The sequence below is a fragment of the Archangium sp. genome (assembly GCF_045802675.1).
GTDB lineage: Bacteria > Myxococcota > Myxococcia > Myxococcales > Myxococcaceae > Archangium.
On the sequence record NZ_JBJMQO010000101.1, the window covers coordinates 1 to 19,074 of the forward strand.

The window sequence follows — 19,074 nt, forward strand, 5'->3', positions numbered from 1 at the left end:
CACTCGTACACCGTGCGCGCGCTCAGCCCCAGGGTTGCTGCAATGCTGGCTGCACTCTGCCCCTGCGCACTCAGCAGGACGACGCTGGCCCGCAGTGCCACTCCCCCCTGGCCTCTCTGCCGCATGGCCCTCTGTAGTACCAGCCGCTGCTTGGGGGTCAGCCGGATGCTACTCTGCTCAGGGGTCATCGCCCCTCCTCACTCCTACCGAGCGGCGATGCTACCCCCTGAAAGAACTTAGTTCCTATGGCTTAGCCGCGCTTCGAGATGAAGGTCGATGGCCAGGCGGGCCAGCGGGTGCTCTCCGAGGACAAGCCGCTGGAGCCGACGGCGCGGAACTAACGCACCTCGAGCAGCCGCACGCGCTTGTAGAGGCGCCGGTCGAGCGGCAGCCGCATGTCCGCGAGCTTCATCTCCGCGTCGAACTCGACGCTGACGGTGGGCACGGGCGGGCTGATGGAGATGATGAGCTCGATCTGCCACAGGCTCACCAGGTGCGTGCGGCCCTGGAGGGCCTCGGGGGGCGGAACGGGGAGGCTCGCCGCGGCGGCGCGGATGTCGGCGATGGCCTCGCGGTCCACCTGCACGTCGTTGCTCGGGGTGACGAGCTCCACGCTGAGCAGTCTTCCCTCGGTGTCCTGCACCACGCGCACGGTGGCGCGGCGGGTGGCTCGGAACTGCTCCTTCATCTGCTTGCGCAGCGTGCGGCGCGCCTCGAGCAACGCGTCTCCTCCTGAAGGCAGCCGGTCGTAGGCCTCGGGCGTGTCCTCGTTGAGCGGTGAGCCGGTGTTGGCGTAGGCCGAGGCGCGATCGGACCAGACCTTCATCCACTCCTTGGAGTTGCCGCGGGTCTGGCCGAGGAAGCCCTGGACGCCCTTCGCGGTGACGGCGCGCTCGGCGTCCCAGTGCTTCAGCAGGGATTTGCCCAGCGCGGAGAAATAGGGGTGCACGAGGCCTCGATCCACCTTCCCGCGGCGCACGCCATCCATCACCATGTCGGCGACCTTCTCCTCCGGCGTGGAGGGGACGGGCACGCCCGCGTCCGGCACATCGACGCCCCGCTCCGGGCTCCACGACAGCGAGGGCGAGGGCAGCAGCCGCGAGACGCCCAGGCCAGGACCGTCCGCACGAGGCGCGTCCGCCCGAGGCACATTTGCCATGGGAGACGCCGGGGCCTCGGTGACGGTGGGGGGCTCGACCGGAGTGGGGGCGGGCGCTTCTCGAGGCGGGGGCGGGGGCTTTGTCGCCTGCGCGACTTCGGGGGGCGCGCGGCGGGGCGGCTTCGACGGGGGAGGCCGTGAGGGTTTCGGAGGCTCGGGCGGGGGCGGGGGCGCCACTTCCACCTCGACGAACTGGAGCGTCGCCTGGGCAGGGGCCGGAGGGGTTCGCTGCTCCGCGAGCGGGGAACGCCACGACTCCATCCACAGCCAGAAGCCGGCGTGCAGCCCGAGGCTGAGGAGGAGGGTGTACAGCAGGCGGCGCCGCGCGTCCGTCATCGCGGGTTGGATTCAAGCACCCTTCGCGCCCATTGGTTAGAGTCGTCTCCCTGGAGGCAATACATGGGGAGCTCGCTGCTCGCGACGGACGGCTACAAGTTCAGCATGGCGGAGGCCGGCTGGCCGCTGCGTCGGGAGACGTTCTACTACTCGCACCGCAAGGGCGGGCAGCAGGTGGTGCCGTTGGACCTCGAGTCCCATGTGCGCGCGCTGCTCCCGGAGCCGAGCGAGAGTGACTACGTCTACCTGGCGCGCAACAGCTACGAGATGGGCGCGGGCTTCAAGGCCGCCATCCAGCAGAAGCACAAGCTGGTCGTCCGTGCCCTGCCCAGGGGCGCCCGCTTCTACCCGCGCGAGCCGGTGTTCACGCTGACGGGGCCCTCGGCGCTGGTGTCGTGGTTGGAGCCGCTGCTCCTGCAACTCAATTTCCGCATCCAGGTGGCCACGCAGGCGCTGGCGGACCGCGAGGCCCTCGCGAAGGCGATCGCGGTGCTGTCGTGCGAGGAGGAGAAGCGCATCGCCCTGGAGACGCTCGACGCGGTGGGGGTGAAGCCGGTGCCCATCACCGTGGACTCCGAGGGCTATTACGCCCGGGTGCTGGCGGTGGTGCGCGAGCTGGTGGATGCGGTCCAGGACCCGAGCCGCATCTTCGAGGTGGGCCTGCGCGCGGCCACGTGCCTGGAGCAGCATGAAATCGCCCTGCGCGCCTGCAAGGACGCCGGCGTGACGCGCACCAGCAACGTGTTCGGGGCGCAGAAGCTGGGGATGATTCCGGTGGGCACCATGGGCCATGAGCACGTGCAGCGCTACGGCTCGGACGAGCTGGCCTTCCGCGCCATCCGTGAGCGGCGTCCGGAGCGCTCCAGCTACCTGCTCGATACCTACGACACGGTGACCTCGGGCCTGCCCACCGCGTTCCGCCTCGTCCACGAGGAGCCCAACGCGGGGGACTCCATCCGCTTCGACTCGGGGGACAAGAAGAAGCAGTACACGCTGGCGGTGTCGCGGGCGAAGGAGGAGGGCATCAAGCCGGTGCTCATCCTCGAGGACGGACTGGACGCGCAGGCCACGCGCGAGTTCGAGGCGCTGCGGAGCCAGTACGGCTGGGAGCCCTCGAAGCAGTTCTACGGCTACGGTGGCTTCATCGTGGCGCGCACCATGGCGTGCCCCTACACGCGCGACCGGGTGGCGGCGGTGTACAAGCTGTCGCGCACGGGCCACGTGCCGACGATGAAGTTCGGCAACGAGCTGGCCGAGGGCAAGCAGAGCATCCCCGGCGCGCCGGTGGTGTTCCGTCGCCGGAGCGGCTCGGGGCCCATCGGGCTCATCGGTCAGGAGGGCGAGCCGGTGCCTGAGGGCTATGAGTTGCTCTCCGGTGCCACGCCCGAGATCGCCGCCTCGATTCCCGCGCCGGGTGGGGCCGAGGAGCTCCGCGTCGCGTACACGCCGGCCACGCAGGCGCTGGTGGACGAGCTGCGCCAGCGCCATTTCCCGCGCGCCGCCGCGCACCCCGCTTGAGATTCCCCGGAGGACGCCATGCCGTTGCCCATCCCCGAGTTCCATGACGACAAGCGCGTGGGCTCGCTGTACCTGGAGCGAGCCGCGCAGGTGACGGAGGAGGCCCGCCGCTACGCGGTGGCGCACCAGGTGAAGCCAGCGCGGGAGGATGGCGTGCGTATCGCCGCCTTCGGCATCGACGTGCAGGTGGCGTTCTGCCAGCCCGAGGCGAGCCTCTTCGTCCCGGGCGCGGTGGAGGACACCCAGCGCACGCTGCGTTGGCTCTACGCGCACCTGGCCCGCATCACCGGGCTGGTGTTCTCGCTGGACACCCACCGCGTCTTCCAGGTGTTCCACCCGGCGTGGTGGCAGGACGCCGAGGGCCGGCCGCCGCCGCCGATGACGCCGATTACGTCGGCGGACCTCCGCGCGGGGAAGTGGAGGGCCACGCGCCACCCGGAGGAGAGCCTCGCGTATTGCGAGCGGCTGGAGGCCACGGGCCGGTACGTGCTGACGGTGTGGCCGTACCACGCGCTGCTCGGGGGGCTCAGCCACGCGCTGCTGCCGTCGGTGATGGAGGCGAGCCTCTTCCACTCGGTGGCGCGGGACACGCAGACGCGCTTCGAGCAGAAGGGCGAGGAGCCGCTGACGGAGAACTACTCGGTGCTGTCGCCCGAGGTGACGGAGCTGCCGGGGGGGCGCAAGGTGGGCGAGTTCAACCAGGAGCTCTTCGACCACCTGCTCACGTTCGACCGGGTGTACGTCTTCGGGCAGGCGAAGTCGCACTGCGTGCTGTCGACGCTGATGGACCTCCAGCAGCACATCGAGGCGACGGACCGCTCGAAGATGGGGCGCATCCACATCCTCGAGGATGCGATGAGCCCGGTGCCGGCGCCCCCGTTGAAGCCCCTGCCTCCGGGGCTGGACTTCCCGCGCGTGGCCGAGGAGGCGATGCGGCGCTTCCGGGCGTCGGGAATGAAGGTGGTGCGGACCACCGATCCCCTGGACGGGTGAGGGCACTCGCATGGGACATCCAGCGGTCGAGAACACGACGCCGTTCGTCTTCGACTTCATGGGGCTTGCGGATGAGGAAGGGAGGCCCGTCCTCCTCCTGCTGGTGAAGGCCACCTATGAGTTGGGAGACACGGGGCTGAAACTCGCCGAGCAGCAGGTGCCGGTGAACTGGGGTGGAGAGCCCTGGGGCAAGCCAGGGGAGTCCAGCGACAAGTACGAGCCGGAATGCGCCTTCATCAAGCCGGCCACGGACGTGGTCCTCATCGGCCACGCATATCCCTCGAAGAATGATGCCTCCGAGGTGCTGGTGTCCTTGCAGGTGGGACCGCTGAAGAAGGTGATCCGGGTGGTGGGGGAGCGCACATGGTTCAAGAGCCTGGGTCAGGTCTCCATGACGAAGCCGTTGCCCTTTGAACGCATGCCGCTCCTCTGGGAGCGTGCCTTCGGCGGCTGGGACCGGACGAACCCGGACCCGAAGAAGCACTCCTTCGAGCCATGCAATCCCGTAGGAGTGGGCTTCCGGGCAAGTCCGAGGAACTTCGAGGAGGGACTGCGGTTGCCCAACCTGGAGGATCCATCGCTTCCGCTTCGTGAGTTCGGGCAGCGCGTCCCTCCGGTGGGGTTCGGCTTCACCTCACCGCACTGGCAGCCGCGTACGGCCTACGCGGGGACTTACGACGAGGCGTGGTCCAAGACACGCAAGCCGTTGTTGCCAAGGGATTTCGACCGGCGCTTCTTCAACGCCGCGCCACCGGGGCTCGTGGCTTCGGGCTACCTCCAGGGAAACGAGCCCGTCACTCTATCCAATGCCTCGTCCCGGGGCCGGCTCGGCTTCGCGTTGCCCGGCCAGCCAGCACCGAAAGTTACAGTCGTCGCCGCAGGTGGCGCGGACATGCGGCCCGAGATGCGCCTGGACACCATCATCCTCGACACGGACGCCCATCGCGTCCTGCTGCTGTGGCGGGGTAATATCTCTCTGCCCGGGGGAGTGCGTGACGTGCGGACCATCTCCTTGTCGTCCGTGAACGCCCATTGAGGGGGACAGAAACCACATGGCCAATACCGTTGGTGTGAACAAGATGTCCGTGGTGACCAAGGACTCCAACGGGGTCTCGACGGCCTTTCCGGATGTCTGCAAGACGCCCAGCCCGGGCGGGCCCGTCCCCATTCCCTATCCCAACGTCGCGAAGTCCTCGGACACCGCGCAGGGCACCAAGAAGGTCTCGGTGGAGGGCAACCCGGTGTGCGTGAAGGACTCGAACTTCAGCACCAGCACGGGCGACGAGGCTGGCACCGCGGGTGGTGGCGTGGCCTCCAGCAAGACCAAGGGCAAGGCCGAGTTCGTCAACTTCTCCTTCGACGTGAAGTTCGAGGGCAAGAACGTGGCGCGTGCCATGGACCTGATGCTGCACAACGACAAGAACACGCCACCCTTCCCCCTGATTCAGCCGCCTGTCATCGGCATCGGGAAGGACGATGACAATGCGGTCTGCGGCGTTTGTGACAAGGATTTGTAGGCCGGACCGGAGGAGGGCTTCGACATGGGAACACGCTCGGGCAGTTCGGAGTCGGAGGTTCAGGAACTGGCGGCTCGTACGGAGAGCCGGGAGCCCATCTTGGGGAGCCGCGCCGGCTGCGTCGTCGGCATCGACGACGCTGGAAGGCCGCTGGTCGATTTCGAGGGCAACGCTGATGGACCCGTGGCCGCGCAACTGGCTGCCCCAGTGGACTCCCAGGCACTGCGGGCCGCGGCGACTCGTCGGCAGCGGGCGCTCCTTCTCTTCGAGAATGGGGATCCTCGCCGCCCCTTCGTCGTGGGGCTCATCCAGGAGCCAAGCCCGAGTCCTCTTACGGACGAGCTGCTCGATAAGGCGCAGGAGGCACCGCGCCGGCCGGTGGAGGCCTGGGTCGATGGTCAGCGGGTGACCATCGAGGGCAAGGAGGAGGTCGTCATCCGCTGTGGTGCGGCCAGCATCACCCTGAGGCGCAACGGCAGGGTCGTCATCCAGGGCACCTTCGTGGAGACGCGCGCCAGCGGTAAGAACCGCATCAAGGGTGGTTCTGTCGAAATCAATTAGGAGCCATGAGTTACCGTGCCGACCTCATCCTGAATTGGGACATCTACGAGGAGCACCTCGACGAGGCTGCCTTCTTCTGGGGCCGGTGGGAGCGTTCCCTCTCCGCGCCCGACGAGGTGCTGCCCGAAGTCGTTGCCAGCGAGGAGCGGCTGCTGGCGCGTCTGGATGCGCTCGTGCTGGGAGGGGACGCGGTGGCCGAGCGACTCCTGTTACCGGCGCTTGCCTCGGATGAGCCCGAGCGCCTCGCTTCCGCTGCCTTTGCGCTCCTCTGCGACGGTTCGTCACGGAGAGGGCGCGATGCGGTGCTCACGGCCCTCGAGGACGCGAGTCCCGCGGTGCTCACGGTCCTCCAGCGAGCACTTGAGCTGCTCGACACCGCCGCCCTTCCGCCCTGGCTGATGCCGGTGCTGCTCCAACGCCAGATCCCGCTCCGAGCCCTGGCGCTGGATGTGCTCGGCGCTCACGCCATCCCTCCCGAGCTCGCGTTGGCGGACCTGCTCGTGGAAGGGGAGCCGCGGGTGTCCGCCGCTGCGCTCCGTGCCGCGGCGCGGCTCCGGGTCCGCCTGGAGCCGAGGGTGCTGCAACGTTTCTTCTCGTCCTCCGAATCCACCGTGCGAGATGCCGCCCTCGTCGTTGGACTGCTCCAGGGGCAGCGGGATGCGTGGGTGTTTTGTCGGCGGGTGGTGGAGGCGCGGGGCCGGGACCTGGAGACACCCCTGTTGCTACTCGCGCTAGGAGGGGACGCCGGGGAGCTGGACTTGCTCCAAGGCCTGCTCGAGGTGGAGGCGCTTCGTCCCGACGTCCTCTGGGCGCTCGGGTTTGGTGGACGCGTGTCTGGAGCCGAGGCCTGCCTGGAGCTTTTCGGTGATGAAAGGGTGGGCCACCTCGCGGCCGAGGCGTTCTGCGCCATCACGGGACTCGTGCTCGAGGGCCAGTACGTGTCTGGGGAACAGCCCCAGACGGGTGAGGAGACAGCGCCGGAGGAGCCCTCCAGCCCGCTCCGGCATCCCGAGCCGGGCCCGGGCCTGCCCCGTGCCGAGGTGGGGGCGGTGCGTGCCTGGTGGACGGAGTCCAGGAGCCGCTTCAATGCTCATACGCGCTACCTGCGGGGGCGGCCCTGGACTCCGGCTGTCCTGCTCCAGGGGCTCTGGACGGAGCCCATGCGGCGGCGGCATGTCCTGGCGCTGGAGGCCGCCTTCCGCAGCCAGGGGGCTGTCCAGCTGCGCACACGGACCTTCGCGCGCCACCAGCTCGCGGCGTTGGAGCTGCTCCGCACCGCGGCTCCCTTCCTGTCCTCGGGTCCGCTCGTGACGAGGCTCTCCGCATGATGTCCTCCCACCCTGCTCCCTCCGTGTCTCCAGGCGCCATCGCCATCACCGGCCTGGGGCTGACCACCTCGATCGGATTGGATGTGGTGGCCAGTTGCGCGTCGGCGCGGGCGGGCGTGACGCGCTGGATGCCGCTCGACATCGAGGAGCCGGATATCGAGACGTTGGAGAGCATTCCCTTGAAGGGGCACGCCGTGCGTGGCCTTACCGATGGCTTCGAGGGGCTCGGGCGGCTCATACGGCTCGGGAACGCGGCGCTGGCGGATCTGGTCGGCTACTCGGGCTTGACTTCGGCGGTCCCGCCGCGCACGGGCTTCTTCGTGTGCCTGCCGGGAGACTTCCATGCCACCCAGCGGCTCCAGGCCGGGCTGTTGGCGGGCCCCGCGCCGGACGAGGTCGCGTGGGACGAGCTTCAGGCGCACTTCGCGGAACAGCAGCGACTCCGGGAGAAGATGACGACGCACCTGATGTCGGCGCTGCTGTCGTTGAACGGGCTGTCCATCCACTCCTCGCTCCGGGCCTGTTTCTTCGGCGGGCCGGCTGCCTTCTCCCGGGCCGTGGAGCAGGCGGTGGCGCGGCTGCTGGCCAGGGAGCTCGACCGGTGTATCGTGGGTGGCATCGACTCGTACGTGCATGGTGCCGCGTTGGCGGACGCCTACGAGCTGGGCTTGTTACGGACGGAGGACCAGCCCTCCGGCTTCTTCCCAGGAGAGGCGGCCGCTTTCCTCCTGTTGGAACGGGCCGATGCTGCCCGCGCCCGTGGTGCCCGCACCGAGGCCCTGCTGGGACCCGTGGCGACCGCGGAAGAGCCGTTCCATCGCTTCACGGGAGTGGCGCCGCAGGGGGTGGCCCTCGCCACCACGGCGGAGGCGTGTCTCCGTGAGAGCCAGGCTCGGCCCGGTCTCGTCATCGTCAATCTCAACGGGGATGACTTCCGGTCCCGGGACTTCGGTGGCGCGCTCGTCCGTCTGGGCCAGTCGCATCTGCCCGAGGTCTTCCAGCAGTGGTACCCGCCCGCATCCTTCGGGGAGATCGGCGCCGCGACCGGTGCCGCCTCCGTGTGCCTCGCCGTCCGGGGATTCGTTCGCGACCATGCGGGCAGCCGCAGTGCCCTCGTCTTGCTACAAGGGGATGACGAGGCCCGCGGCGCTCTGCTCATCGAAGCTGTCCGGCCGTCAGGATCGAGGTGAATCCATGAGCAACCGTGAAGCGATGCGGCGTGCGTTCGAGGAGTACAAGCAGCGAGCCGATGCGGCTCGTCAGGCCAGGCAGGAGGCGAACCAGACTCGCCAACTCGCTGACAAGGCCGAGGGCAAGCTGCAACAGGCCGAGCAGGACTACGCCAAGGCGCAGCAGGAAGGGAAGGGGAAGACCAAGGCGAAGGAGGCCCTCAAGGAAGCCGAGAAGCCCTCCAAGGCGGCCAAGAAGGCCGAGGACAAGGCAAAGACAGCCGAGAAGAACCAGCACCTCTCCAAGCTGAAGACGAAGGACAGCCATCAGGAGGGAGAGGACAACGGGTGTGTCACGCGCTGTGTCTGGGAACAGGGAGGGCGCCCTCCCAACTACCGGCCCCGGTGTCTTTTCGAGGGACACAATCACAAAGAAAACGCCATCAAGTACCACGTCGCCAATAACCAGAGCTGGTTCAACCCGAGCTTCGAGCGGGCGGGAAGCCGGGCCCGGAAGCGGCTCGAGTCCCAGGCCAAGGCCGTCCATCTCTCCCAGCGGGCCCAGAAGAACAACCCCCTCCTGACGCCCGGAGCCTGGGACATGGGGATGGGTGGTGAGAACTTCTGGGGGGGGTCCAAGAAGCCCTGGTCGCACGAGGCGCACCACATCATCCCGACGGATGTGCTCTATCAGGCTTTCAAGGAAGACCTCGGCCTGCTGCAGCAACTCAAATACAATATCAACAAGGGCATCAACATCATCATCCTGCCCAGGCGGATGGCGTTCGCCAGGGTTTATTTGCTTCCCGCCCACAACAACAGCCACGGCGCTTACAGTGTCGATGTCCAGAAGCGCGTCAAGAGGGTGCGCGACGCCGCGAGCAAGCAGCAGGAAAAAAAGGAGGGTCACCCGGAGGTGTCCGATGCTCCCAACAACAGCTGGAAGTCCCAGCTGGAGAACCATTCGAAACAGCTCCGGAGGGTCATCCGCCGGGAAGGCATCCGGATGGGGCTGACCGCCGAGGCTTCCAACACGCTGGATGACGTCTTCAAGCCCCGGGACACTGCTTCAGCGTCCGGCTAGGCGCCTGGCATCGGGTTCGATCCTCCCTTCTGCTACTTCGCCCAACCCCATCCTTTCGATTCAGTCTTCCATGACCGCAGCCACGCACGCCTACTTCATCCTTTCCGCTGACTACAGCGACCAGAACTGCCGCATCGATGAGCTCCCCAGGCCCCTGGACAAGAAGGGCTGGAGGGCGACGGAGGGCGAGCGGATGGGGGAGCATTTTCCAGCGGGGGTCCGGCTGGAAATGTCCAGAGAACATCGGGGACTGGTCATCCCCGATTACATTCCCAATACCCTCCTGATGCCTATGGTCACCGGCAAGCTCAAGACGTTGCTCGAGCAGGAGTCCGGGGCCGAGATCGAGTTCCTCCCGTTCGCGCTCTACAATCACAAGGGCCGGGTCGTCGCCCCGGAGTGCTTCATCGCCAACGTCATTGGCAGCAGGGACTGGGCCGACATGAAGAAAACCCGGGGCGAGAAGTCCATCATCTCGCCAGGGACCTTCGAGGCGCTCTTCCAACTCCAGCTCGATCCCGAGAAGGTGGACCCGCAGGCGAAGCTCTTTCGTCTGAACATCATTCCCCGCTTCCTCATCGTCCGGGACGACCTGCGCGCCGCTTTCGAGCAGAACGGCATCACGGGAATGAAATATACCGCCATGGGCGAGAGGTGCCGGCTCGTCTGAGCCTGGGAGCTGGGTATGCCGATGGACCTGGAGACGATCGAGGACAATGCCCGTTTCTCCCTGGAGCAGGCCCTGCGCATCATCAAGCACGGAGGCGTGGCCAAGCGCTCCGGAAAGGCCTACGGCGCGGCCGCGCTCATGTACCACCGGCTCGCCCTGTGCTCGCTGCTCGCCGAGGCCCGGGCCGATCGCTTCCAGGTCCATCTGTGCAAGTCCGCGCTGGTGCGGCTCCACCTCGTCCAGCTCGTCGCGGGGGGATTGTCCGTGCATCCTTCCACCACGTGCGCGAGCGCGAACTTCTCCTTCGTGGATGCGGTGGTCGCGGGGCAGCTCAAGCTGGCCGCGGACGTCGCACGCCTGACGACGGACACCCACGAGCCTACCTGCGAGTACGAGGACGATTTCCTCCTGCACCGTTTCCTGCAGAGGTACTTCCTGCACCTGCATGCCGGGGCTCCCCACGGCTTTCCGGCCCTCTTCGAGCGCTGGGAGCGGGTGCTCGAGGGGGAGCACACCCCGTACTTCGACGTGTGCCGCGCCCTGTTCCATCGGGATGCGGCCGGGTTCGACGAGGCCTTGCGCGAAGTCATCGAAGCGCGGGCCCGCTCCTTCCGCCAGCGGGACGTGCACTCGGAGGAGGCTCGCCGGACGGACGGGGCGGTGTTCATGAATGGCCTGGCGCTGGTGAGGATGGCGGAGCTGAGCGGTCTGCCCACGCACCGGGAGTACCCGAACATCCCCGGTCTGGCGCGCCTGCCGTCCAATCAGCTGCCGCTGTCACCCGCTGCCTGGATGAATCCTGACGAGGGATACCCTGCGTAGCCTCGCTGGGTGAGGCCTGGCGGGCAGGCCTCCACCCCGGGCCGGGGACTGCTCGACTCAAGAGCATTCGATAAATCCCGGAGCTCGCAAGTTGGGTGATCCAGAGGGCGGAGGCCAAGGCGGTGGAGGGACACCCCGGGCGCCCGGTGACAAGCCCGCGGCTGTTGTTGGCGCTGTGGGTGTACGGGATTCAGCAGGGAGTGGGGTGTCGTTGCACCAGTCCCCGCGGCCCTCGAGCGCAGCCGAGCCCTCCAGGCTGCATGTTGAAGGCCCGCTCGCGATTGCCTCTGCCAGAAGAACACCGGCTTGGCGCTGCTACGCACCACCGCATGGGCGCTCGAGTCGCCCCTTCCCCCTGCCGCTCCTGATCCAGCCCCCTCTGGCTCACCGCTGGCGAGCGACTTATCGACTGCCCTTCAGTTCTCGGAAATCTTCGAGCCCTTGATGACGACGTCGCCGCTGGCGGTGATTTCAATCTTGGCGCCCTTGATGACCACGTCGCCGTTCTTCTTCACCTGCAGGGTCGCCGAGCCCACCTTGAGCGTGAACTGCTCCTGCGCCACCAGGGAGATCTCCTTGGCCGACAGCGTGTAGCTGTCCTTCACGGCGTGGTTGTGTTTGCCGCCCACGCTCACCAGCAGATCCTTCTCCACCTTGAGGGTGCGGTTCTTGTCGACCTGCTCGGACAGGTCCCCGCCCACCTGCAGCGTGCGCGAGCCCTTCACCGTCTCGGACTTCTTGGCGCCCACCACCTCCACCTTGGCGCCGCCCACCTGCTCGGACTTGAGGCCACCCACCAGCTGGTTGAGCGCACCGCCCACGGTGACGGCATAGGCCCCGCCCACGTTGAGCATCTTCCCCAGCCCCACCGTCTCCGCGGAGGCCATCGCCACCGTCACGTTCTGGTTCTGGCCCACCGAGATGGACTGGTCTCCCACCACGGACTCGGTGTGGTTGCCCATCACCGTCGTCGAGCGATCCTTGACGACCTCCAGCGACTGGTTGCCGCCAATCACGCTGTCGTCGTTCTTCTTCACCTCGAGCGACTGGTTGCCCTCGATGGTGCGGCTGCGGTCCTTCTTGACGAGCAGCGTCTCGTTGCCGCCCACCAGCTGCGTCTTGTCGTTCTCGACGACGATGTTGAAGTCCTTCTGGGCGTGCAGGTAGATCTCCTCCTCGCCCGCCGAGTCCTCGATGCGCAGCTCGTTGAAGCCATCGCCGCCGGGGCTGGAGCTGGAGCGCAGGGTGCTCCGCGTCTTGTTGTCGGGCAGCGCGATGGGGGAGGGGTTCTGCCCGTTGTAGACGCTGCCGGTGACGATGGGCCGGTCCGGGTCTCCCTCGAGGAACTCCACCACCACCTCGTGCCCGATGCGCGGCAGGTACAGCGCGCCCCAGCCCGGCCCCGCCCAGGCCTGGCTCACGCGAATCCAGCACGAGCTCTTGTCGTTGTTCTTGCCCTCGCGGTCCCAGTGGAACTGGACCTTGATGCGGCCATGCTCGTCGGTGTGGATCTCCTCGCCGGAGGGACCCACCACCATGGCCGTCTGGGCGCCCGCGATGGTGGGGCGGGCCGTGGCGCGCGGCGGACGGTAGGGCACCGAGGCGGGGATGCAGAGGAACTCGTTGCGGTAGCCCTCCCTGTCCCGGGTGTCGTGCGCCGCCTGCCCGTGGGTGAGCACCTCCGGCTGGTGGCCCGAGTGCCTCACGGACAGCAGCAGGTAGCCGCGGTTGTGCGCGGAGGAGGGGTGCTCGTCCAGCTCGAAGGTGTGGCCCGCCAGCAGGCGCCGGCAGTTGCTGGCACCGCTCACCTGCTCGGCGCGCGCGCGCAGCTCCTCCATGCGCACCTTGGCCAGCCCCTTGCCCACGCCCGTGTCCTCGTAGCGCGCCGGGTAGTCGTAGATTTCGAGCGCGGCCTCGCCCTCGCTGGCGTTGTGCGCGGTGGTCAGGTCCAACGAGGGCCGGGTGAAGTCGAAGTCGCGCAGGGTGACGGCGCCGGGCTGCACCTCCAGCCGCGCGGCGAACTCGTGCACGGACTCCTTCTCCGCCACCATGTTGCCGCGCTCGCGGAAGACGAGCTTCGCCTCGCCGGCGATGGCCGGGCTCGTGAGCGAGGCGTCGTTGAGCACCATCTTGTGCCCCTCCTCGGTGTGCTCGAAGGAGTAGAAGATGCCCTCCTCCTCGAGCAGCCGGGACACGAAGTCCAGGTCGGACTCGCGGTACTGCACGCAGTAGTCGCGTTTGGCGTAGGAGCCATTGAGCTTCAGCTCGTGCTCCACCGTGCCCTCGGCGAGCACCTTGTGGACGATGTCCGGGACGGTCATCTCCTGGAAGATGCGGCTCTTGCGGGTGTGCCGCAGCGTCCACAGCCGGGGCACCACCGTGACGCGGTAGCGCTGGCGCTCCGGCCCCCGGTTGGCGTCCCAGCGCACCACGCGTGACACGATGCCGTTGAAGAAGCGCGCCGTTCCATCCCCGAGCTGCACCAGCAACAGGGCGCTCTGGCCCAGCAGCGCCTTCTCGTCCACCTGCACGTCCGGCGGCGTCGCCAGGGTGACCTCGACGGAGTAGGGCTGGGAGACCGTCTCGTCGGCCTCGAATCCCACGACGGCCAACTCCCCCATGGCATGAGGGCCGGCCTTGAACTCGAACTCGGGCTGGTTGGCCTGGAGCGCGGCGGTAGCGATCATGAAAGTCCCCCCTCTTCCGGGTCTCTGGATGAGAGCGCCGGAGTGTACCCCCTTCACCGGCAATATGTGCAGCGCTTCTTCTCGAGGGGTGAAGCCAGACGTTCGCTCGAGGGCGCTCGGCACAAGCTGCGCCCGGCCGGGTGCAGGGAACGCAAAATCTTCGCGTCCGGGGCGATCTCCCTCCCCGTCACGGGCGCTCCGCCTGGAGGGCAGGAGGCGGCCTGGGCCTTGCAATCTTTCAGGGCATGACGCTCGACGAAAACAAGATGGAAGTGCTGGCCCAGCACCACATGCTTCGCGCGCTGCTGGTGAACGTGGGCGACCTGGCCCGGCAGGTGGCGGAGGGCGATGGCGCCCACGCGGAGCTGCTGCGTGACGGGGCGCGCCAGCTCGTCCGTGGGCTGCTGAGCCACATGGCGGACGAGGAGCGGCTCCTGGAGGAGATGCATCGCGAGGGACAGGCCCCAGACGCCGAGCACCTCGCGGCGTTCCAGCACAACCACGTCCATCAGCGCGAGCTGATTGTCTCCATCAACGCGCGGCTCGAGAGCATCCATGCGACGAAGCGGCTCGGGGAGCTCGTCGAGGCCCTGACCCACGCCGTCACCCTGGACATGGAGCACGAGGAGGAGTCGCTCTTCGGTACGCCGCCCCAGCCCCTGGCACCGGCCGAGGTGACGCCGATGGTGGCCGCCCGAGCCTGAGCCCGGCCGGGCCGTCGCGGGCATGACCCGAATATAGTCCCGCGCCGCCACCATGAGCTCCCTCGACAGGAAGACGCGCGGGCGCACCTCCCACGGGCGCCTCCATGCACTCGACGTGTACCTCCTCCACCAGGAGCGCGAGCTGCTGGCCCGAAGCGAGGGCGCGTGGGCCCGGGCCGCCTTCGTGGACCTCGGTTTCGGCGAGCACCCGTGGACCACGCTCGAGAGCGCCCAGGCCTTCCGGGAGCTCCACCCGGGGCTGCCCGTGGTGGGCGTGGAGCTGGAGCCCGAGCGCGTGGCCTCCGCCCAGGTGCATGCCGATGCGCTCACGGACTTCCGGCGGGGAGGCTTCGAGCTGCCCCTGCGGCCGGGGGAAACCGTGCGCCTGCTGCGCGCCATGAACCTGCTGCGCGGGTACCGCCCCGAGGAGGTGCCCGGCATCCACCAGAAGCTGGGCGGGGCGCTGCTCGAGGGCGGGCTGCTCGTCGAGGGCAGCACGGACACCGAGGGGGCCGTGCTGGTGACGCACCTGCTGCGGCGCGGGGCGGAGGGGCTCTCGCGCGAGGCGCTGCTCTTCCACACCGACTTCAGCCGCGGCTTCGCGCCCGTCCTCTTTCGCGACTGGATGCCCCGGGACTTCCGCCGCCGGGTGAAGCCCGGAGAGCCCATCCACGCCTTCTTCGCCGACTGGACGGCGGCGTGGCAGGAGGCTCGCGAGGCGGGCCCGCTGGAGCCCCCCGAGGCCTTCCGCCACGCCGTCCTCCGGCTGGCCTCCCGCGTGGACGGCATCGTGACGGACGCCTGGCTGCTGGAGCACGGCTATCTGCTCTGGAAGCCCCCGGGCGGCGTCTTCCGCTAGCAGGCAACCGTGCTGGGCGCGAAGACGGATAGAATTCCTGGTGGTCTGGCAAGGAAGTGCCCCTTAAATGCCCCCCACCGTGGCTCCCATCCGCTCCGCTCTCTGGTTACTGCTCGCCGTCCTCTCCCTTTCCTCCGCGCACGCGTGGGCGCAGGCCTATGACGGCGCGCGACGGGAGGAGGTGGACGCGGGTGTCCATACTCCGGTGCTGACGAAGGCACCCGAGCTCGTCCACTTCGAGGAAGCCGTCTTCCCTCCCGAGGCCGCCGCCGCGGGCAAGACGGCCTCGGTGGAGATGCTCGTCACCATCGACGAGAAGGGCCAGGTGTCCGACGCGCAGGTGGTGACGCCCGTGGGCGATGGCTTCGACGAGGCGGCGCTCGCGGCGGTGCGGCGCTTCCAGTTCACCCCGGCCGAGGTCGACGGTGCGCCGGCCCCCATCCAAATCCAATACGTCTACAACTTCGTCCTCCAGCCGCCGAAGGTGGAGGAGTCCGCTCCGCCGCCGCCTCCGCCCGAAGCCACCCTCACCGGGCAGCTGCTCGCGCGAGGCAGCCGGACGCGCGTGGCCGGGGCCACGGTGCGCTGCGGCGACGACCCCGAGGCCCCCGAGTCGCTCTCGGACGAGGACGGCCACTTCTCCCTGAAGGTGACACCCGGCGTCTGTGACGTGCGCGTGGTGGCCAACGACTACCACCTCTTCACCACGCAGGAGACGCTCGCGCCCAACGAGACGACCGAGGTCATCTTCTACCTGATGCCCAAGGCCCCCGGCTTCGAGACGGTGGTGCGCGGCGCGCGCGAGAAGAAGGAGGTGGTGCGCCGCACCCTGGAGCGCCAGGAGCTGCAGAAGGTGCCGGGGACCTTCGGAGATCCCATCCGCGTGGTGCAGAACCTGCCCGGCGTGGCCCGCGCGCCCTTCATCTCCGGCCAGCTCATCGTGCGCGGCGCGGCGCCGGACCAGACGCTCACCTTCTTCGACGGCGTGCAGGTGCCGCTGCTCTACCACCTGGGCGGCGGGCCCTCGGTGCTCAACGCCGAGTTCATCGACCGGGTGGACTTCTATCCGGGCGGCTTCAGCTCGCGCTACGGCCGCGCGGTGGGCGGCGTGGTGGACGTGGCCACGCACAAGGGCGCGAGCGACACGTTGCACGGCTCGGCGAAGATCGATCTGCTGGACTCGGGCTTCTTCCTCGAGGCCCCCGTCAAGGACGGCATCTCCGTCTCGGGCGCGGCGCGGCGCTCGTACGTGGATGTGCTCCTGCCCTTCGTGCTGCCCGATGACCCCGAGGGCGGCACGCTGCTCGTGCTGCCGCGCTACTGGGACTACCAGGTGCGCATGGACTTCGGCCCCAAGCGCGGGAGCGAGCCCGGCGCGGGCGGCCGTCACAGCGGCTACCTGATGGCCTTCGGCTCGGACGACCTGCTCAACGTGGTGGCCTCGGGCGGCGGGCGCAACCGCGACGTCACCGTGGACGTGCACACGCTCTTCCACCGCGTCACGGGCAACTGGACGTACCGGCTCGGCAACCTCACCTCGGTGTTCACCCCGTACTCGGGCTATGACCTGGCCGGCTTCGGCTTCGGCGAGACGAAGCTCGCCGCCAACGTCTGGTCGCTCGGTGGGCGCGAGGACGTGGGGCTGGAGCTGACGCCCTGGCTCACCGCGCACGTCGGCGCGGACGCGCGCTTCGAGCACACGGTGGCCGAGGGCAAGCTGCCCGTGCTCGGCGGCGTCCAGTACCCGGCCTTCCCCGGCGCCGAGCCCAAGGCGGAGCTGCAGGACCTCAAGCGGGTGGTCAACGCCTTCGATGGTGCGCTCTACGGAGAGGCGGACCTCAAGCTGGGCAAGGTGACGCTGACGCCCGGCGTGCGTGCCACCTACGCCCGCATCTACGGCCAGACGCGCTTCGTCACCGACCCGCGGCTGTGGGCGCGCTTCCAGGCCACCGAGAAGACGTCCGTCAAGGGCAGCGTGGGCCTCTACAGCCAGCCGCCCCAGGCCTACAACCTGGAGAAGGCGCCGCTGGGCAACCCGGACCTCACCCACGAGCGCGCCTTCCAGACGAGCCTCGGCGCGGAGCAGCAACTCACCGACGCCCTCAGCGTGGACGTCACCGGCTACTACAACCGGCGCTATGACCTGGTCGTCTCCCCGGGCCAGACGGTGCAGAACGACGACGGCTCCATCACCCGCTATCAGTACGGCAACGTGGGCCTGGGGCGCGCCTACGGCCTGGAGGTGATGCTGCGGCACGCGGTGACGCGCAACTTCTTCGGCTGGCTGGCCTACACCTTCAACCGCTCGGAGCAGCGGCGCGCGGGCGGCGACGACTACCGCCTGACGACGTGGGACCAGACGCACATCGTCACCGCGGTGGCCAGCTACCGGCTGCCCTATGGCCTCGAGCTGGGCGCTCGCATGCGCTACGTCACCGGCCGGCCCACCACCCCGCTGCAGCACGTCTTCGATGTCTACGGCGCGGATCGCAACCGCTTCTACGGCACGTACGGCGACGCCAACTCCATCCGCTTCAAGCCCTTCCAGCAGCTCGACATGCGGCTGGAGAAGAGCTGGCTCTTCAATCGCTGGACGCTCGCCGCGTACATCGACGTGCAGAACGTCTACAACGCCTCCAACGTGGAGGCGACCTTCAATGACTACCGTTTCCGAGAGACCTTCGAGGTGCCCGGCATCCCGGTCCTCCCAGTCATCGGCGTCAAGGGGAGCTTCTGAGTCATGCGTCACCTGTCCGCCGCCCTCCTGGGCCTGTTGCTGTGCTCCGCCTGCGTGGGGTCCGAGGACTCCCCGTCCAACGTGAAGGACCTGCGCGTGCTCGGCATCCGGATGGATCCTCCGGAGCTGCTCGCCGAGACGTGCTCCACGGATCCCGCCGTGCTCGCCGACACGCTCGTGCGTCCGGTACGCCTCACCGCGCTCATTCCCGACCCGGCCGGGGATGGCCGAGACCTCGACTACACGCTGTGGGCCTGTGCCGATCCGGATGACCGGACCTGCAAGGAGAACCGCGTGGAGCTGGCGCGCGGTGTCACCAAGGCGGGCGAGCTGGTGATCAACCTGTTCCCCGGGCCGGGCGCGGCGCGGCTGGCCGATGGCACCTTCCTCGTGCAGAAGGTGCTCGAGAACGACACGTACCGGGGCCTGGGCGGCGTGCGCCTGCCGCTGGTGCTGTGGGTGCGCGGCGGCGGCGAGCAGGTCTACGCGCAGAAGCTGATGGTGTACGGCTGCCGCTTCTTCCCGGAGATGAAGCCCAACGTGCAGCCGGAGGTGCCGGGCCTGTTGCTGGAGGGCGAGCCGTGGGACCCCGAAGTGCCGCGCGAGCTGTCCGGCCCGGGGCCCTTCCAGCTGGAGCCGCAGGACTTCTCCTCGCTGGAGGAGGCGTACATCGTGCCCTCCTTCCAGCTCGAGCCGGTGCACCTGGAGGAGGCCTGGGAGCTGAGCTGGCAGAGCACGCTGGGCACCATGTCGCCCAACAACACGGGCGGCGCGGACCTGGGCGGAGGCAAGGAGCGGCACCGCGTGGAGTGGCATCCTCCAAAGGACGCCCAGGCCCAGGAGGTGCGCTTCTGGGTGGTGGCGCGCGATGGGCGCGGCGGCCTGTCCTGGGTGACGCGGACGGTGAAGTACACGCCGTGAGCCCCGGGC

17 protein-coding genes are annotated in these 19,074 nt (G+C 68.5%); 14 read left to right on the forward strand and 3 right to left on the reverse strand.

Annotation, left to right across the window (positions count from 1 at the left end; genetic code table 11):
* On the reverse strand, positions 1–188 hold a 188-nt coding region (locus ACJ8AN_RS28810), incomplete at its 3' end, for a helix-turn-helix domain-containing protein (RefSeq protein ID WP_407758708.1).
* Positions 189–337: 149 nt separating this feature from the next.
* On the reverse strand, positions 338–1,159 hold the full coding sequence (locus ACJ8AN_RS28815) for a TonB C-terminal domain-containing protein (RefSeq protein ID WP_407758709.1): 822 nt from the start codon (positions 1,157–1,159) through the stop codon (positions 338–340).
* Positions 1,160–1,558: 399 nt separating this feature from the next.
* On the opposite strand from ACJ8AN_RS28815, the gene ACJ8AN_RS28820 reads away from it, so the two are divergent.
* From ACJ8AN_RS28820 to ACJ8AN_RS28865, 10 genes are all read left to right on the forward strand, one after another.
* On the forward strand, positions 1,559–3,013 hold the full coding sequence (locus ACJ8AN_RS28820) for a nicotinate phosphoribosyltransferase (protein ID WP_407758710.1): 1,455 nt from the start codon (positions 1,559–1,561) through the stop codon (positions 3,011–3,013).
* 18 nt (positions 3,014–3,031) lie between these two features.
* Positions 3,032–4,006, forward strand: a complete 975-nt coding sequence (locus ACJ8AN_RS28825; RefSeq protein ID WP_407758711.1) for a nicotinamidase — start codon at positions 3,032–3,034, stop codon at positions 4,004–4,006.
* Positions 4,007–4,016: 10 nt separating this feature from the next.
* The gene (locus ACJ8AN_RS28830) at positions 4,017–5,042 is read left to right on the forward strand and encodes a DUF2169 domain-containing protein (protein WP_407758712.1); all 1,026 of its coding nucleotides are present in this window, start codon (positions 4,017–4,019) and stop codon (positions 5,040–5,042) included.
* 16 nt (positions 5,043–5,058) lie between these two features.
* Complete coding sequence (locus tag ACJ8AN_RS28835) at positions 5,059–5,523, forward strand: DUF4150 domain-containing protein (protein WP_407758713.1); 465 nt, start codon at positions 5,059–5,061, stop codon at positions 5,521–5,523.
* 24 nt (positions 5,524–5,547) lie between these two features.
* Positions 5,548–6,084: a DUF6484 domain-containing protein gene (locus ACJ8AN_RS28840; protein ID WP_407758714.1), complete on the forward strand. Its 537-nt coding sequence runs from the start codon at positions 5,548–5,550 to the stop codon at positions 6,082–6,084.
* Between the two features lie 5 nt (positions 6,085–6,089).
* Complete coding sequence (locus ACJ8AN_RS28845) at positions 6,090–7,412, forward strand: TIGR02270 family protein (protein WP_407758715.1); 1,323 nt, start codon at positions 6,090–6,092, stop codon at positions 7,410–7,412.
* Entirely contained in the window at positions 7,409–8,602 is a 1,194-nt protein-coding gene (locus ACJ8AN_RS28850; protein WP_407758716.1) for a hypothetical protein, read from the forward strand. Before ACJ8AN_RS28845 ends, ACJ8AN_RS28850 begins: the two co-directional genes overlap by 4 nt.
* Complete coding sequence (locus ACJ8AN_RS28855) at positions 8,544–9,665, forward strand: AHH domain-containing protein (protein WP_407758717.1); 1,122 nt, start codon at positions 8,544–8,546, stop codon at positions 9,663–9,665. Before ACJ8AN_RS28850 ends, ACJ8AN_RS28855 begins: the two co-directional genes overlap by 59 nt.
* Positions 9,666–9,735: 70 nt before the next feature.
* Entirely contained in the window at positions 9,736–10,335 is a 600-nt protein-coding gene (locus ACJ8AN_RS28860) for an imm11 family protein (protein ID WP_407758718.1), read from the forward strand.
* A 15-nt stretch (positions 10,336–10,350) separates the two neighbouring features.
* Positions 10,351–11,157, forward strand: coding sequence for an Imm49 family immunity protein (locus ACJ8AN_RS28865; RefSeq protein ID WP_407758719.1), 807 nt, complete (start codon positions 10,351–10,353; stop codon positions 11,155–11,157).
* A gap of 416 nt (positions 11,158–11,573) precedes the next feature.
* On the opposite strand, the gene ACJ8AN_RS28870 is transcribed toward ACJ8AN_RS28865, so the two are convergent.
* Entirely contained in the window at positions 11,574–13,844 is a 2,271-nt protein-coding gene (locus ACJ8AN_RS28870; RefSeq protein WP_407758720.1) for a type VI secretion system Vgr family protein, read from the reverse strand.
* A gap of 245 nt (positions 13,845–14,089) precedes the next feature.
* Here ACJ8AN_RS28870 and ACJ8AN_RS28875 point away from each other — a divergent pair, with 245 nt between their 5' ends.
* From ACJ8AN_RS28875 to ACJ8AN_RS28890, 4 genes are all read left to right on the forward strand, one after another.
* Positions 14,090–14,548, forward strand: coding sequence for a hemerythrin domain-containing protein (locus tag ACJ8AN_RS28875; RefSeq protein WP_407758721.1), 459 nt, complete (start codon positions 14,090–14,092; stop codon positions 14,546–14,548).
* Between the two features lie 52 nt (positions 14,549–14,600).
* Positions 14,601–15,407 (forward strand): methylase, encoded by an 807-nt coding sequence (locus ACJ8AN_RS28880; RefSeq protein ID WP_407758722.1) that lies wholly within the window; start codon positions 14,601–14,603, stop codon positions 15,405–15,407.
* Positions 15,408–15,474: 67 nt separating this feature from the next.
* On the forward strand, positions 15,475–18,144 hold the full coding sequence (locus tag ACJ8AN_RS28885; protein ID WP_407758723.1) for a TonB family protein: 2,670 nt from the start codon (positions 15,475–15,477) through the stop codon (positions 18,142–18,144).
* 3 nt (positions 18,145–18,147) lie between these two features.
* Positions 18,148–19,065, forward strand: coding sequence for a hypothetical protein (locus tag ACJ8AN_RS28890; RefSeq protein ID WP_407758724.1), 918 nt, complete (start codon positions 18,148–18,150; stop codon positions 19,063–19,065).
* The last annotated feature ends 9 nt before the right edge of the window (positions 19,066–19,074 follow it).